The organism is Pedococcus sp. P2_E5, assembly GCF_056403895.1.
In genome coordinates this window covers 85925-101189 of the sequence record NZ_JBFUEP010000002.1, presented here as the reverse complement: position 1 = coordinate 101189, position 15265 = coordinate 85925, and the positions used below count along the sequence as shown (strand labels likewise).

Sequence of the window (15265 nt, the reverse complement as noted above, 5' to 3'; positions counted from 1 at the left end):
GACTGACGCAGCGACGCTATCGACTGCCGTTACAGTCGCCTCATGGTGAATGTTGCCAAGGATGGCGGCCTGGTTGACGCGGAGTTGCCATCGGCCCCGCCCCCGACGCCCGCAGGAGTCCCGGCCCCCGAGGCGGCCCACGCAACCCAGGCACCCAGCCATGACCTGGTCGGCGGCGTGAGCCTCGAGGGGCTGCTGGCCCTGCCGTCGCTCGTCGGCGCCGAACTGCTCCACGACCCCGACCGGCCACCGCGCGGCGTCATGCGGGCCTCGCTGCTCGGGGCCGCGCCCGACCCGCGCCACCACCTCGTCTGCGCCGGTGCCGACGCCGTCGTGGCGTGGGAGGCGGCCGGGCGGGACCCGTTCGAACAGTGCTCGCTCGACGGCGCCACGGCCCTCGCCGTCGCCGGGGGCACCGTCGACCAGGCCCGGGACTGGCGCACCCGGGCCGCCGTGGCCGGGCTGCCCCTGGTGCTGGCCGCTGCCACGGCCGCTCCCGAGCGGATGGTGACCGAGGTCCTGGGGGCCGTGCTCGACCAGCAGGCCGGCATCCTCGAACGGGTCGAGGAAGCCCACCAGATCCTGGTCGGGGTCGTGCTCGCCGGTGGTGGGCTCGAGGACCTCTGCCAGCGTCTCGCCGGCTTCCTCGGAGGCGCCGCGATGGTGACCAGCAGCGACGGTCGCGTGCTGGCCAGGGCCGGGTCGGAGGACGACCTCGCCGCGGCCCTGGCCCTCGACTGCTTCGACCGCACGGGACGGCTCATCACCGAGCACGAACCGGTCGGCATCCGTCCCGCGCACGGCGCCAACGCCCGTCGAGCCATGGTGCGGATCGCGGCGGGCAACCTCAACCACGGGCTGCTGGCCGCGTTCGTGGGGGACCGTCCCCTCACGGCCGACGACGTCCACCTGCTCGAGCGGGCGGCGACCGTCGCGGCCCTGGCGATCACCAAGGAGCAGGCGGTCTCGGCGGTCGAGAGCAAGTACCGCGCCGAGTTCCTGCGCGACGCCCTCTCCGGACGCGCCGGCTCCCCCACCGAAGCCGTGGCCCATGCGGCGTCCCTGGGCTGGGACATCGACCGCAGGCTCGTGGTGGTCGTGGCCGAGACCGACGAGGACGACGCGCACTCGACGCGCTCCCCGGAGGAGGTCGGGGTGCTGCAGGAGCGCTTCTCGCGGGCGTGGAGCCAGGCGATGTCAGTGCGCGACCCGCGCGCCCCGGTCATGGGGTTCAGCCAGGAGGTCGTCGCGTTGTGCGGGGTGTCGCCCAGCGCGGACACCGACGCCATCATGCGCACGGTCTCCGAGGTCGTCCGGGTCATCAGCGGCATCGGCGGCGGCGGTCGGCGCACGTTCTCCACCGGCGTCTCGCGGCCGATCGACTCGGTCGCCGACCTGCCCCAGGCCTACGAGGAAGCCCTCAGCGCGGTGAGCGTCGGACGTCAGCTGCACGGCGACTCCGCGGTCACGCACTTCGACGGCCTCGGGGTGTTCCGGCTGCTCGCGCTGATCCCCGACAGCGCCGACCTGCGCCGGTTCGTGGACGAGTCGCTCGGTGGCCTCGCCGCCGACGACTCCCCGGAGAACGTCGACCTGCGCCGCACCCTGTCGATCCTCATCGACACCAACATGAACGTCGCCGAGACCGCCCGCCAGCTCTTCTTCCACTACAACACGCTGCGCTACCGGATCGTGAAGCTGGAGAAGATGCTCGGACCGTTCACCACCGACCCCCAGCTGCGGCTCAAGCTCGCCCTGGCGCTCAAGGTGCACCAGATGCGCGGCATCTGAACACGCTCGCAAGGAACCTTTGCTAGGACAGGAAAGTGGCTGGCGGACAAGTTGCAACCTGTCCACGAACGAGGAACCTTTGCTAGCAAAGGTTCCGTATGCTGCGGGGCACGAAGGTGCCGCGCCCTCTGGCGGGAGGGACGCGGCACAGCCCATTCGACTCCTGCCGAGCCCGCAAAGCGAGCGCGCCACTCCGCATACTCTGCCGAAAGCCGCTCCGGCCCCGATAGCAACAATTGCCCAATGCAGCGGGCGGTCTGGCCGCTAGTTTTCGCGTATCCCGAACGGGACTGTGGGCCACGTCACCAGGGGTGGCCGCGCTGGTGGATAAGGAGTCCRCATGTCATTGGGCTTGGGTTGGAAACTACACGGAGACGGCAAGACGATGGGCCCCGACGACGTCGTGGCCCCCGACGAGCGGCTCTCCTGGGGCAAGACGGTCGGGCTGGGTGCCCAGCACGTCGTGGCCATGTTCGGCGCCACGTTCGTCTTCCCGCTGATCATGGGGCTCAACCCCCAGCTCGCCATCATGATGAGCGGTATCGCGACCATCGCGTTCCTGCTCATCGTGCAGGGCAAGGTGCCGAGCTACCTGGGCACGTCGGCGTCGTTCGTCGGCGGTGTCGCAGCCATCCGCGCACAGGGTGGTGACTCCAAGGAGGTCACGGGCGCGATCCTCGTGGCCGGTGTGGTGCTGGCCATCGTCGGTGTCCTCATCCACGTGCTCGGTTCGGGCGTGCTGCACAAGGTGCTGCCACCCGTGGTCACCGGCGCGGTCGTCATGCTCATCGGCTTCAACCTGGCGCCGGTGGTGGCCAACATCTACTGGCCGCAGGACCAGTGGGTGGCCTTCACGGTCATGGTCTTCACGATCGTGTGCGCCGTCGCTTTCCGCGGCTTCATCTCGCGCATCGCGATCTTCCTGGCGCTCATCTTCGGCACGGCGCTGTCGTGGATCCTCGACAAGACCGCTGGCGAGATCACGTCGGTCCTCGGCGGAGCAACCAAGGCGACCGACCACTTCCGCACCAACTTCTCGGGCGTCAAGGACGCGGCACTCTTCGGCTTCCCGTCCCAGACGACGGTCGCGGCGGACGGCAAGGAGATCGTCGGGTGGCACACGCCGAGCTTCTCGATGGCGGCGATCCTGCTGGTGCTCCCGGCCGTCATCGCCCTCATCGCCGAGAACACCGGCCACGTCAAGGCCGTCGCCGAGATGACCGGCCACGACCTCGACCCCGTCATGGGTCGCGCCATCGCGGCCGATGGCGTGGGCACCGTCATCGCGACGGCTGTCGGTGGCTCCCCCACCACGACGTACGCCGAGAACATCGGAGTCATGGCGGCGACCCGCGTGTACTCGACCGCCGCCTACTACGTGGCAGCGATCGTGGCGATCGTCTTCGGCCTCTCGCCGAAGTTCGGTGCCCTCGTGGCCTCCGTCCCCGGAGGAGTCCTCGGCGGGATCACGGTGGTCCTCTACGGCATGATCGGCCTGCTCGGCGCCAAGATCTGGAAGGAGAACGGCGTCGACTTCGGCAACCCGATCAACCTCGTGCCGATCGCAGCCGGGATCATCATGGGCGTGGGCGACGTGAAGCTGAAGTTCACCGACAACTTCTCCCTCACCGGCATCGCCCTCGGCACGATCGTGGCCGTAGGCGGATACCACCTGGCCAAGGCGCTGGCTCCGAAGGAGCTCCGCGACCGGGCCGACGGTGCCGTGCTCACGGTCGGCGGGCACGACACGTACGGCGACAGCGACGGGATCGACGACCTCAACCAGCGCCGCTAGCGCACTCCGCGTGGCCCCCGACCCCGCGTCGGGGGCCATGCCCTTTCCCCCGGCTCCGTTCCCCTTCGGAACTGGCCCCCACCGACCCGAGAAGGCAGGATCAGTCCGTGAAGCCCGCGCCGTTCGTGCACCACGCCCCTCGCACCGTCGCGGAGGCGGTCGCGGTGCTGGCCGAGGTCGGGCACGACGGCAAGGTCCTCGCGGGCGGCCAGAGCCTGATCCCGATCCTGAACATGCGCCTCGCCTCGCCCGCCCACCTGGTCGACATCAACCAGGTCGCCGGACTCGCCGACGTGGTCGTGAGCCACACCGAGGTGCGTGTGGGTGCGCTGGTGCGCCACGCGCAGCTCGAGCACCACGACGAGGCGTATGCCGCGTTGCCGCTGCTGCGCCAGGCGCTGGTCAACGTCGCCCATCCCGTCATCCGCAACCGTGGCACCACCGTCGGCTCGATCGCGCACGCCGACGCGGCCGGCGAGATGCCCGCGATGCTCGCCCTGACCGACGGTGTCGTCGAGGCCGCGTCCGCCGGCGGCACGCGCGAGATCGCGGTCGCCGACTTCTTCCAGGGCGCCCTCGAGACGTCGCTGGAGGCCGAGGAGCTGGCCGTCGCCGTACGGTTCCGGCGGTTCGCGTCCGGGACCGGCACGGCCTTCATGGAGCGCGCCCGGCGGCACGGCGACTACGCCATGGCCGGCGTGGCAGCCGCCGTCCGCACGACCGACGGCGTCGTCGCGGACGCCCGCCTGTCGTTCGTCTCGGTCACCGACGTCCCTCGTACCCTCGACGTCACCTCGCTGTTCGCCGGGCGGGAGCCGGGCGCCATCGACTGGTCGACGGCGGCCGACCTCGTGCGCGACGCGATCGAGCCCGAGGGCGACATCCACGCCACCGCGGAGTACCGCGCCATGCTGGCCGCCGAGCTCGCCCGACTGACGTTGGCTGAGGCTGCCGCGAGCTCCCTTGCCGGGCAACGGGTCTCGCACGACACGGAAGGCCCAGCCGCATGACCGAACCAGCCACCGAGGAGCTGCTCGCCCTGACCGTGACGGTCAACGGCGTCCCGCGCCACGCCAAGGCACCGGCCCGACGCCTGCTGTCCGACTTCCTGCGCCACGACCTGCGGCTCACCGGCACCCACGTCGGCTGCGAGCACGGAGTCTGCGGCGCGTGCACCGTCCTCGTCGACGGCCAGCCGATGCGGTCCTGCCTGATGTTCGCGGTCAGCGCCCAGGCCCACGAGATCACGACGGTCGAGGGCCTCGGCACCATCGACGCCATGGGTCCTGTGCAGCAGGCGTTCACGGAGTGCCACGGGTTGCAGTGCGGCTTCTGCACGCCCGGCTTCCTGACCACCATCACGGCCTACCTCGAGGACCACCCGCACCCGACCTCCGAGGAGGCTCGCGAGGCCATCTCCGGCAACCTGTGCCGCTGCACCGGCTACCAGAACATCGTGAAGTCCGTGCTGCGCGCAGCGGAGATCAAGGCCGAGCGCGGAGGCCGGGCGGAGCAGTCATGACCACGCAGATGTTCGGGGCACGGATCGCCCGCAAGGAGGACCCACGCCTGGTCACCGGCGGCGGTCGCTACCTCGACGACATGGGCCACGGCGCACTGGCCGCGGCGTTCGTGCGCAGCCCCCACGCGCACGCCCGCATCGTCGACATCGACGTCAGCGACGCCCTCGAGATCGACGGCCTGGTCGGCATCTGGACCCACGAGGACCTGCCGGGCAAGGTCGGCGAACCCCTGCCGTTGCTCATCCCCCACCCCACGCTGACCCACGGCCGCACGCAGTTCGCCCTGGCCCGCGACGAGGTGAACTACGTCGGCGAGGCGATCGTCATGGTGGTCGCCCGCGACCGCTACGTCGCCGAGGACGTCTGCCAGCGGATCCGCGTCGACTACGAGCTGCTGACGCCCGTCGTCGGGATCGCCAACGCGCGCGACGGGTCGGCCCTGGTCCACGAGGACGTGCCGGGCAACGTCGCCTGCCGCATGCTCCAGGAGGTCGGTGACGTCGACGCGGCCATCGACGCCGCGCCCCACACGCTGGAGCTGGACCTCGACATCGAGCGCAGCGCCTGCATGCCGATGGAGGGCAAGGGCGTCCTGGCCCGCTGGGACACCGACAAGGGTGAGCTGCGCATCTTCTCCTCGACGCAGACCTCGACGGGCGTGCGCGCGGCGGTGGCCGCCAAGCTCGACCTGCCGCTCGCCAAGGTCGAGTGCATCGCCCCCGACGTGGGCGGCGGCTTCGGGGTCAAGATCAACCACCCGTGGCCCGAGGAGGTCCTGATCCCCTGGGCCGCAAGACTTCTCGAGCAGGAGGTGAAGTGGACCGAGGACCGTCGCGAGCACTTCATCTCCAGCGCGCACGAGCGCGGACAGCTGCAGCAGATCCGCGTCGGCTTCGACGACCAGGGCCGCATCCTGGGCCTCGACGTCAAGTTCTGGCACGACAACGGCGCCTACACCCCCTACGGCATCATCGTCCCGATCATCACCTCGACCCAGCTGCTCGGCCCCTACAAGCCCGGCGCCTACCGCTGTGAGTTCTGGTCGCTCTACACCAACACGGTCCTGGTGACCCCCTACCGCGGTGCGGGACGACCCCAGGGCTGCTTCGCCATGGAACGCACGATGGACGCCATCGCCGACCGCCTCGGTGTCGACCGGGCCGAGGTGCGCTCGCGCAACTTCATCCTCCCGAGCGAGATGCCCTACGACCACGGGTTGCTGTTCCAGGACGGACGGCCGCTCAAGTACGACTCGGGCGACTTCCCCGCCTCGCTCGCCAAGCTGAAGGCTCTCGTCGGCTGGGACGACTTCGGGGCCTACCGCGCCGAGGCCGAGGCTGAGGGTCGCAGGGTCGGGCTGGGCATCGGCTGCTACGTCGAGGGCACGGGCGTCGGCCCCTACGAGGGTGGTCACATCCAGATCGAGACGAGTGGACGGGTCAACGTGTCCACCGGCCTGACCTCGCAGGGCCAGGGGCACGAGACGTCGTTCGCCCAGATCGTCGCGCAGGAGCTCGGCGTGCCGATCGAGGACGTCTTCGTCACCACCGGCGACACCCGCCGAATGCCGTATGCCGTGGGAACCTTCGCCTCCCGCGCCGCGGTGATGAGCGGCAACGCGATCGCCCTCGCCGCGCGCAACGTCCGGGCCAAGGCCCTGCGCATCGCCGCGGACGCGCTCGAGGTCTCGGCGGAGGACCTCGAGATCGTCGACGGCATCGTGCAGGTCAAGGGCGCGCCCGGCGCCACGATGTCCCTGGGCACCATCTCGGTCATGTCCAACCCGCTGCGCTACGCCTTCGACGACGCCGCCAAGGCGGCCACCCAGTTCGCCGGGAACAACGACCCCAGCAAGCCACCCGTCGCCGACGACGACGAGCCCGGCCTCGAGGGCAAGGACTTCTACTCCCCGACCCAGGCCACCTTCGCCAACGGCATGCACGCGGCGATCGTCGAGACCGATCCCGTGACCGCCGAGATCCGCATCCTGCGCTACTGCGTCATCCACGACTGCGGCAACATGATCAACCCGCTCATCGTCGAGGGCCAGGTCCACGGTGGGGTCGCGCAGGGCGTGGGTGGCGCGCTCTACGAGCGGATGGTCTACGACGAGTCCGGGCAGCTGCTCAACGCGAGCTTCATGGACTTCCTGATGCCCTACGCCTCCGAGGTCCCGCACATCGAGACCGACCACCTCGAGACCCCGTCACCGCTGAACCCGTTGGGCATCAAGGGCGCCGGCGAGGCCGGGTGCATCCCCGTCACCGCCGTCATCGCCTCGGCCATCGAGGACGCCGAGGGCTTCCCGATCACCTCGATGCCGATCTCCCCGGTCGAGCTGTGGGAGCTGCGCCAGCGGCACGCCCGCGGCGAGATCCCCTCTCTCGCCCGCACGCGGCATACCCCATCGCAGCAGGAGGCACCATGAAGATCTCCGGCACCGCCGCCCTCAAGGCGACGCCCCAGCAGGTGTGGGACGCGTTCCACGACCCCGAGGTGCTCGCCCGCTGCCTGCCCGGCTGCGAGGCGCTCACGGAGGTCGGCCCCGACGAGTACGCCATGACCGTCACCGCGGGCGTCGCGGCGATCAAGGGCACCTACGAGGGCAAGGTCGCGCTGCGTGACCCGCGGCACCCCGAGCAGTTCACGATGAAGGCGCAGGGCGCCGGCGGGCCGGGCACGGTCGACGCCGATGTCGTGGTCCGCCTCGCACCCTCRGCCGCCGGTGGCACCGACCTGAGCTACGACGCCGACGCGGCGGTCGGTGGCGTGATCGGCGGCGTCGGTCAGCGAATGCTCGCCGGGGTGACCCGGAAGATGGCCGGGCAGTTCTTCGAGGCGGTCGACGACGACATCGCCGGGGTCCGCAAGGAGAAGAAGACCAAGCCGGTGGAGGTGCCCTCGGGACCGCGTCCCATCGAGGCGGTCGGCACGTCCACGGCTGCGTTCGGTGGCCGCCCGTACGCGTGGGGCGTCGTCACGGGCGGGGCGGTCGCGCTGGCCGGGGTTATCGTGGGATGGGCGATCGGAGGACGTTGATGCGCGCATTCACGGCAGCTGCCATCCAGCTCGCGCCGGTGCCGGGGCCGTTGTCCCCGGAGTCGGTGCGCAAGAACCTCGACAAGTGCGTCGACTTCACCCGGCGCTGCGTCGACGCGACCGACGCCGAGCTTGTCGTGCTCCCCGAGTCGGCGACCACCGGGTTCACCCCCGACTGCACGACCGAGGAGCTCTGGGACCTCGTGTCCGAGATCCCCGGACCGGTCACCGAGCCCGTGCAGCAGGTGGCCAGGGATCTGGGCGTGTATGCCGTGCTGGGCACCTACGAGCGCGGCCCCGAGCGGGGCGTCGTCTACAACTCCTCGGTGCTGATCGACCGTTCTGGTGAGGTGATCGGGGTCTACCGCAAGACGCACCCGTTCTGCACCGAGCACGTCGACGGCGGCGGGTGGGTGACCCCCGGCAACACCGTCACGGTCTGTGACACCGACCTCGGCAGGATCGGGATGATCATCTGCTTCGACGGCGACTACCCCGAGCTCGCGCGGATCCAGGCCGTGCAGGGCGCCGAGGTCATCTGCCGGCCCAGCGCGCTGCTGCGGTCGGCAGACATCTGGGAGCTCACCTCGCGGGCGCGGGCCTACGACAACCACGTCTACGTCATCGGCGCGAACGCCACGGGCATCGACCCCGCCGGGGTGCTGTACTTCGGCAACTCGCACATCGTGACGCCCAACGCGCACATCGCCGCCAAGGCCGCCTCGCACGAGGGATGGGTGTCGGCCGTGCTCGACCCGGCCACCGCCCTGTCCTCGCTCACCCCCGGCTCGAACATCGGCCAGGGCTTCGACCACCTGCGCGACCGCAACCTCGACCTGATCCGCGCCCACCGCGACGAGCTCGAACGCCCCGCGGAGACCTCCTTCCCGCACTGACGTCCTTCCAGCGCTGACGCCCACCCGGCAGGATGGACGCCATGGACTGGACCCTCGAAGTTGTCATCCTGCCCGTCTCCGACCTGACGTCGGCCATCGAGTTCTACCGCGACAAGGTCGGCTTCCACCTCGACCACCACACCACCAACGACTTCATGGACGTCGCCCAGCTGACCCCCGAGGGCTCCGGCTGCTCCATCGTGATCGGCACGCTTCCCTCGCAGCAGGAGATGGCACCGGGCTCGATGCGCGGCCTGCAGCTCGTCGTCGCCGACGCGGCCGCGGCCCGCGAGGAGCTGACCGGGCGGGGCGTCGAGTGCGGCGAGATCACCGTGTTCGACGAGCGTGACGGTGGCACCCTCTTCGGCTTCGCGGACCCGGACGGCAACACCTGGGCGGTCCAGCAGCTCAAGGCCCGCGGCGAGAAGCCGCTCATCCCCCTCGACCACCGAGGACGCTTCGGGGACGCCTGACCAAGGGTCTGCGACGATCCGTGGCGCGCGAGCCACGGGTCGACATGCACGGACCGCACCACGGTCGATCCGTGGCACTGGTGGCACTAATGCACTCCGGCCGCAAGACTGACCCGGTGTCTCTTCCGACCAGCACCCCCGCGGCCGAGGGTGTGGACGCCCTCGGGGTCCTCGCGCTCGTCGACGCCCTCGAGGCGGGCGGTCACGACCCGCACAGCCTTCTCGTCGCCCGGCACGGCCGGGTGATCACCCGGGGGTGGTGGGCTCCCTACTCCCCCGACCGGGTCCAGCTCGTCTACTCGCTGAGCAAGTCGTTCACCGCCACCGCCGTCGGGCTGCTCGTCGACGAGGGGCGGCTCTCGCTCGACCAGCCGGTCCTCGACCTGCTGCCACCCGGCGACCTCCCGGCCGGGGTCGAGGTGTCGGACCGCTACCGACGACTCAGCCTCGGCCACTGCCTGACGATGGCGACCGGTCACGATGGCGAGGGCTACGGTCCTCCGGTCGTCAGGGCGTCCTCCGAGCCCGCGCCCGACGACGGCTCCGACCCGGTGCTCGCGGCGATCCTCGCCACCCCGCAGGAGCACGAGCCCGGCACGGCCTGGGCCTACAACCAGATCGCGACCTACCTCGCCGCGGGCGCGGTGCGGGGAGCCACCGGATCGTCGGTGCTCTCCCTCCTGCGTGAGCGGGTCCTGCCGCTGCTCGACCCCAGGGGCGGCGCCGGCGTGGCCTGGCACCGCACCGCGACAGGTCGCGAGCTCGGCTTCTCCGGCATCCACGTCGGCAGCGACGCCATCCTCGGGCTCGCCCAGGCCTACCTCGACCACGGCCAGTGGGACGGGGCGCCGCTGCTGTCTCCGGAGTGGGTCACCACCGCCACGACCTCCACCGGTCTGCCCAACCGCGAGGCCGACGCCAACCCCGACTGGACGCAGGGCTACGGCTGCTCCTTCTGGGTCGGCCGGCACGGCTACCGCGGCGACGGCGCCTACGGCCAGTATGCGATCGTGCTGCCGGAGCAGGACATCGCGATGGCGATCACCAGCGAGACCCTCGACATGCAAGCCGTGCTCGACCTCGTGTGGGAGCACCTGCTCCCTGCGGTCGGGATCCGGGACGAGGACGGCGACGAGCTGGCCGATGCCGCCCTCGAGGAGCGGCTGGACACGCTGGCGATCCCCGCCCCGCGGTCCTCCGCCCCGGGACCTGAGACCGGGTGGTGGGTGCGTGCCGACGACAGCACCCTGCCGCCCAGGTATGCCGCGATGAACCTTTCACCCGGCGACGCGGCACACGAGGTGGTCCTGGACTGCGACGGCACCCCGGTGCGCCTCTACGTGGGGGACGGCGAGTGGGTCGAGTCGGTATTCGCCGTGGGTGGCGTCGAGCTGCCCGTGGTCGCCTCGGGTGGCTGGGACGGTGAGGGGTGCTTCAGTGCTGACGTGCGCCTGATCGAGACGCCGCACACCGTGCGCCTGCGGACCCGTCCCGACGGAAAGGTGCACCTCGGCTGGCGCGAGGTGCCGCTGTACGGCGCCGATCCGCTGGGGCTGGCGGTTCGCGGTGCGGCCCTGCCGCCGCAGGACTGACGGGGGCCACAGCCTTCGCCTGTCTGGTTGGCAACTTGTGCCAAGGCGACGCGCCTGCGTGACCGGTTGAATCTCACCCATGGCTCAGCGGCGGATCAGGATCGGCATCGACACCGGCGGCACGTTCACGGACGTGGTGGCGTTCGACGAGGACTCCGGCGAGATGGTGACCACCAAGACACCGTCGACGCCGAGCAACCCGGCTGACGGCTTCATCAACGGAGTCGCCAAGGTGCTCGACCTCATGGGTGCCACCGGGACCGACATCACGGCGGTCTCCCACGGCACCACGGTCGCGACCAACAAGCTGCTCGAGGGCAAGGTCGAAAGGCTCGGGTTCATCACGAGCGAGGGCTACGAGTTCATGCTCGAGATCGCCCGCCAGGCGGTGCCCGACGGCTACGGCAACTCGTACTTCTGGGTCAAGCCCCCTCGCATCGTGCCGGCCGATGCCGTGCGCACGGTGGGGGGCCGGATGGACTTCCAGGGCAACGAGCTCCGGCCGTTCGACGAGGCCACGGCCGTGGCGGCGGCCCGCTGGTTCCGCGACCGCGGGATCACCACGCTGGGCGTGTGCTTCCTGCACTCCTACGCCAACGACACCCACGAGCTCGCGATGCGCGAGATCCTGACGCGGGAGCACCCCGAGGCGATCGTGTCGATCTCCAGCGAGGTGCTGCGTGAGTACCGCGAGTACGAGCGCTCGATGACCACGCTCGTCGACGCGGCGGTGAAGCCCAACGTGAGCCGCTACGTCACCAACATCCACACGCGCCTCGACGACTTCGCCAGCGGCATCCCGTTCTACATCATGAAGTCCAACGGCGGCGTGCTGTCGGCCGACGAGGTCGTCCACCAGCCCATCACGACCGTGCTGTCGGGGCCTGCGGCCGGCGCGCTCGGGGCGGGCCTGATCGCGAAGCGCGCCGGGTTCCCCAAGGTGCTGACCTGCGACGGCGGCGGCACCTCGACCGACGTCAGCGTCGTCCTCGACGGCGAGCCGACCCTGACGACGGAGGGCACGGTCGGGGCCTACCCCAGCAAGATCCCGATGATCGACGTCGTCACCGTCGGCGCCGGGGGCGGGTCCATCGCCTGGGTCTCCCCCGAGGGCACGCTGAAGGTGGGACCGCACTCGGCCGGTGCCGATCCCGGCCCGCTCTGCTACGCGAAGGGCGGCACCCAGCCCACCATCACCGACGCCCACGTGTTCCTCGGCCGGATCCCCCCGCACCTGCTGGGTGGCGAGATCCCCCTCGACGTGGACGCCGCGCGCGCGGGCATCGACGCCCTGGCCGAGCAGCTGGGCATCGACCCGGTGCGCTGTGCCACCGGCATCCTCGAGATCTCCGCGTGGAACCAGGCCAACGCGCTGCGCCAGGTCTCGGTCAAGCGCGGCCTGGACGTCCGCGACTTCATGCTCACGACGTTCGGAGGCTCCGGCTCGCTGCTGGGCTGCCGTCTGGTCGACATCCTCGACCTCGCCGGGGTCGTCGTCCCGCAGAACCCGGGCAACGTCTCCGCCTTCGGGCTCCTGACCGTGGACGTCAAGAACGACTACGTCCAGACGATGGTGTCCAAGCACGCCACGCTCGACTACCCCGCCGTGCAGAAGACCTTCGACGAGCTCACCGCCAAGGCCGCGACAGCCCTTGACGGTGAAGGCTTCCCGCGAGACGAGCACCGCTACTCGCGCACCGTCGACCTGCGCTACTTCGGCCAGGCCTTCGAGGTGCGCGTCGCCGCCCCCGAGGGCACCGTCGACGAGGGGTATGCCGCGGGGGTCGCCGATGCGTTCCATGCCGAGCACCGCGCGTTGTACGGCTACGACTTCCGCGACGACCCGACCCAGCAGGTCGAGTGGGTCAACCTGCGCGTGACCGGCGTCGGCCCGATCACCCGCCCCGAGCTCCGGGACCTCGAGCCCCGCAACGCCGCGACTCTGAAGACCGGTCAGGGTGATGGCCCCCACGATCCTTCAGGCTCGGCGGCCCGGCCGGTGTGCTTCGATGCCGACGCCGGCCCGGCCGACACGCCCATCTACTGGCGTCCCGACCTGCGGGCGGGCGACACGCTCGAGGGCCCGGCCATCATCGAGGAGTTCGGATCGACGGTGCCGGTCCACCCCGGGTTCCGGGTCCGCGTCGACTCGATCGGCAACCTGGTCATCACACGGAGCACCCCAACAGCGACTGCAACCACCACCGAGGATGCGCGATGAACAACGCCGGCCTGCCCACGGCATACGAGCACGGCAACCGGCTCACGCCCCCGGGAAGCACGGTCGACCCGATCCTCGTGGAGATCGTGCAGGGGACGCTGGCCAGCGTCGAGATGGAGGTCGAGACCGCCATCGCACGCACCAGCCGCTCGCCCATGATCCGCGACGCCCACGACTTCCGGGCCGGCATCCACGACCGCCAGCTGCGCAAGCTCACCGGTCGGTCCTACTCGGCACTCGTGCACCCGATCGCCCGCGACTTCCCGCTGTCGGAGATGAGCGAGGGCGACGTCTTCTTCCACAACGACGTCTACGAGTCCGAGGGCGGCATCGGGCACCTCCCCGACCTGTGCGTGACGGTCCCCGTGTTCAGTGACGGCGAGGTCGTGGCCTTCGTCCAGGCGTTCGGACACCACGACGACATCGGTGGCGCGGTGCCCGGGTCGATGCCGAGCAACGCGTCCAGCGTCTACGAGGAGGGGCTGGCCGTCCCGCCGATCAAGCTGTGGGACAAGGGAGTTCCCAACAAGGCCGCACTCCGGATCATGACCCGGAACTCGCGCATGCCCGACTCCCTGGCGGCCGACCTCGACGCGGAGTGCTCGGCCTGCCTGATGGGGGCGCGTCGGCTGTCCGAGCTGTTCGAGCGCTACGGGCGCGACACCATCGAGGCCGCCTTCGACACGATCCTCGACCAGACGACCGAGACCTACCGGCGCGAGATCCTGTCCAAGATCCCGGACGGCACCTACGTCTGGGAGGACTACGCCGAGCACGACGGCGTGGACGACCCCAGGCTGCACACCCAGCGGATCACCCTGACCAAGACCTCGACTGGTGGCCCCGACACCACCCCGGGCAGCGACGGTGGTCCGCGGCTCATCATCGACTTCACGGGCACCGCCCCGCAGGCCAAGGGTCCGATCAACCACTGCGGCGACTACGTGGGAGGCAACTTCCTCAAGAAGTGGCTCGCACCCATCCTGCGCAACCTCGCCGACACCCCCGAGCGGATGGCCGAGCTCGACGTCAACGAGGGCATCGTGCCGCTCATCGAGATGCGCTTCCCCGACAAGGGCACTCTGCTGACGCCGATCTTCCCGGCCCCCACCAACGCCCGGACCTTCGTCATCCTCAGGTTGCTCGGGGTGCTGGCCGGCGTCGTGGCGAAGGCCGTCGACGGCAAGATGCCCGCCGACCAGGAGACGATCCGCTACACCGGCGTCTACGGCAAGGACCGCGACGGCAACGACTACCTCATGCGCGAGGTGCTGGGCGGCGGCTCGGGCGGGCGCTACTACGCCGACGGCGAGGACACCATCCACGTGGTGCCCGACTCGCGGAACCTCCCCACCGAGTTCACGGAGAGCCGCTTCCCGTTCATCGTCGAACGGCTCGGGCTGGCCGTCGACTCCGGCGGCGCCGGCCGCTACCGCGGTGGCCTGGGCTACGAGAAGCAGATCCGCATGCTCAAGGACGCGCACTTCATGTCCATCGCCGACCGCTCGATCCTCGCCTGCTGGGGAGTCAAGGGCGGCAAGGCCGGCAGCTCGTTCAGCGTCACCATCGACCTCGGCGGACCCGAGGAGCGCGAGGTCGACGCGCTGGCCGATGCAGAACCGGTGAAGGCCGGCCAGGTCATCAGGATCCGCACCACCGGTGGCGGCGGCTGGGGCGACCCGCTCGAACGCCCCTACGAGGACGTCGAACGCGACCTGCGCTGGGGCAAGGTGTCCTTCGACGGCGCCCGCACGGCCTACGGGGTCGTCGCCACGGGGACCAAGGACGCGCCGGTCGTCGACACGGCGGCTTCCGACGCCCTGCGCGCCGAGCTGCGGGCCGCCCGCGCGGGTGAGGAGCCGTTCTTCGACCGCGGCCCCGGCTACGCTCGCCTCGCCGACGGCAAGACGTCGGCCGACGTCGACTGGATGTGAG

At 70.6% G+C, this 15265-nt stretch carries 11 protein-coding genes; all 11 read left to right on the top strand.

Annotated elements, in window-relative coordinates; translation table 11 throughout:
- Nucleotides 1–42 precede the first annotated feature (42 nt).
- The 11 genes from AC1DVZ_RS01240 (at nt 43) to AC1DVZ_RS01190 (ending at nt 15264) form a co-directional block, all read left to right on the top strand.
- On the top strand, nt 43–1791 hold the full coding sequence (locus tag AC1DVZ_RS01240; RefSeq protein WP_477616362.1) for a PucR family transcriptional regulator: 1749 nt from the start codon (nt 43–45) through the stop codon (nt 1789–1791).
- A gap of 340 nt (nt 1792–2131) precedes the next feature.
- Nucleotides 2132–3586 carry a uracil-xanthine permease family protein gene (locus tag AC1DVZ_RS01235; RefSeq protein WP_477616361.1) on the top strand — a complete coding sequence of 485 codons (1455 nt, stop codon included), beginning with the start codon at nt 2132–2134 and terminating at the stop codon, nt 3584–3586.
- A 107-nt stretch (nt 3587–3693) separates the two neighbouring features.
- Nucleotides 3694–4596: an FAD binding domain-containing protein gene (locus tag AC1DVZ_RS01230; RefSeq protein WP_477616360.1), complete on the top strand. Its 903-nt coding sequence runs from the start codon at nt 3694–3696 to the stop codon at nt 4594–4596.
- Nucleotides 4593–5108, top strand: a complete 516-nt coding sequence (locus tag AC1DVZ_RS01225) for a (2Fe-2S)-binding protein (RefSeq protein ID WP_477616359.1) — start codon at nt 4593–4595, stop codon at nt 5106–5108. Before AC1DVZ_RS01230 ends, AC1DVZ_RS01225 begins: the two co-directional genes overlap by 4 nt.
- On the top strand, nt 5105–7537 hold the full coding sequence (cutA, locus tag AC1DVZ_RS01220; RefSeq protein ID WP_477616358.1) for an aerobic carbon-monoxide dehydrogenase large subunit: 2433 nt from the start codon (nt 5105–5107) through the stop codon (nt 7535–7537). The genes AC1DVZ_RS01225 and cutA overlap by 4 nt, the downstream gene beginning before the upstream one ends.
- Nucleotides 7534–8148: an SRPBCC family protein gene (locus tag AC1DVZ_RS01215; RefSeq protein ID WP_477616357.1), complete on the top strand. Its 615-nt coding sequence runs from the start codon at nt 7534–7536 to the stop codon at nt 8146–8148. The genes cutA and AC1DVZ_RS01215 overlap by 4 nt, the downstream gene beginning before the upstream one ends.
- The gene (locus AC1DVZ_RS01210) at nt 8148–9044 is read left to right on the top strand and encodes a carbon-nitrogen hydrolase family protein (protein ID WP_477616356.1); all 897 of its coding nucleotides are present in this window, start codon (nt 8148–8150) and stop codon (nt 9042–9044) included. The genes AC1DVZ_RS01215 and AC1DVZ_RS01210 overlap by 1 nt, the downstream gene beginning before the upstream one ends.
- Before the next feature lie 41 nt (nt 9045–9085).
- Complete coding sequence (locus AC1DVZ_RS01205) at nt 9086–9517, top strand: VOC family protein (RefSeq protein ID WP_477616355.1); 432 nt, start codon at nt 9086–9088, stop codon at nt 9515–9517.
- Between the two features lie 116 nt (nt 9518–9633).
- Nucleotides 9634–11109 carry a serine hydrolase domain-containing protein gene (locus AC1DVZ_RS01200; protein ID WP_477616354.1) on the top strand — a complete coding sequence of 492 codons (1476 nt, stop codon included), beginning with the start codon at nt 9634–9636 and terminating at the stop codon, nt 11107–11109.
- Between the two features lie 79 nt (nt 11110–11188).
- Nucleotides 11189–13330, top strand: coding sequence for a hydantoinase/oxoprolinase family protein (locus AC1DVZ_RS01195; protein WP_477616353.1), 2142 nt, complete (start codon nt 11189–11191; stop codon nt 13328–13330).
- Nucleotides 13327–15264: a hydantoinase B/oxoprolinase family protein gene (locus AC1DVZ_RS01190; protein ID WP_477616352.1), complete on the top strand. Its 1938-nt coding sequence runs from the start codon at nt 13327–13329 to the stop codon at nt 15262–15264. Before AC1DVZ_RS01195 ends, AC1DVZ_RS01190 begins: the two co-directional genes overlap by 4 nt.
- Nucleotide 15265: the final 1 nt, after the last annotated feature.

Excerpts from the sequence above, each read along its gene's own strand:
- AC1DVZ_RS01240 (WP_477616362.1), top strand. The coding sequence starts at position 43 with ATGGTGAATGTTGCCAAGGATGGCGGCCTGGTTGACGCGGAGTTGCCA.
- AC1DVZ_RS01235 (WP_477616361.1), top strand. The coding sequence starts at position 2,132 with ATGTCATTGGGCTTGGGTTGGAAACTACACGGAGACGGCAAGACGATG.
- AC1DVZ_RS01225 (WP_477616359.1), top strand. The coding sequence starts at position 4,593 with ATGACCGAACCAGCCACCGAGGAGCTGCTCGCCCTGACCGTGACGGTC.
- cutA (WP_477616358.1), top strand. The coding sequence starts at position 5,105 with ATGACCACGCAGATGTTCGGGGCACGGATCGCCCGCAAGGAGGACCCA.
- AC1DVZ_RS01210 (WP_477616356.1), top strand. The coding sequence starts at position 8,148 with ATGCGCGCATTCACGGCAGCTGCCATCCAGCTCGCGCCGGTGCCGGGG.
- AC1DVZ_RS01205 (WP_477616355.1), top strand. The coding sequence starts at position 9,086 with ATGGACTGGACCCTCGAAGTTGTCATCCTGCCCGTCTCCGACCTGACG.
- AC1DVZ_RS01195 (WP_477616353.1), top strand. The coding sequence starts at position 11,189 with ATGGCTCAGCGGCGGATCAGGATCGGCATCGACACCGGCGGCACGTTC.
- AC1DVZ_RS01190 (WP_477616352.1), top strand. The coding sequence starts at position 13,327 with ATGAACAACGCCGGCCTGCCCACGGCATACGAGCACGGCAACCGGCTC.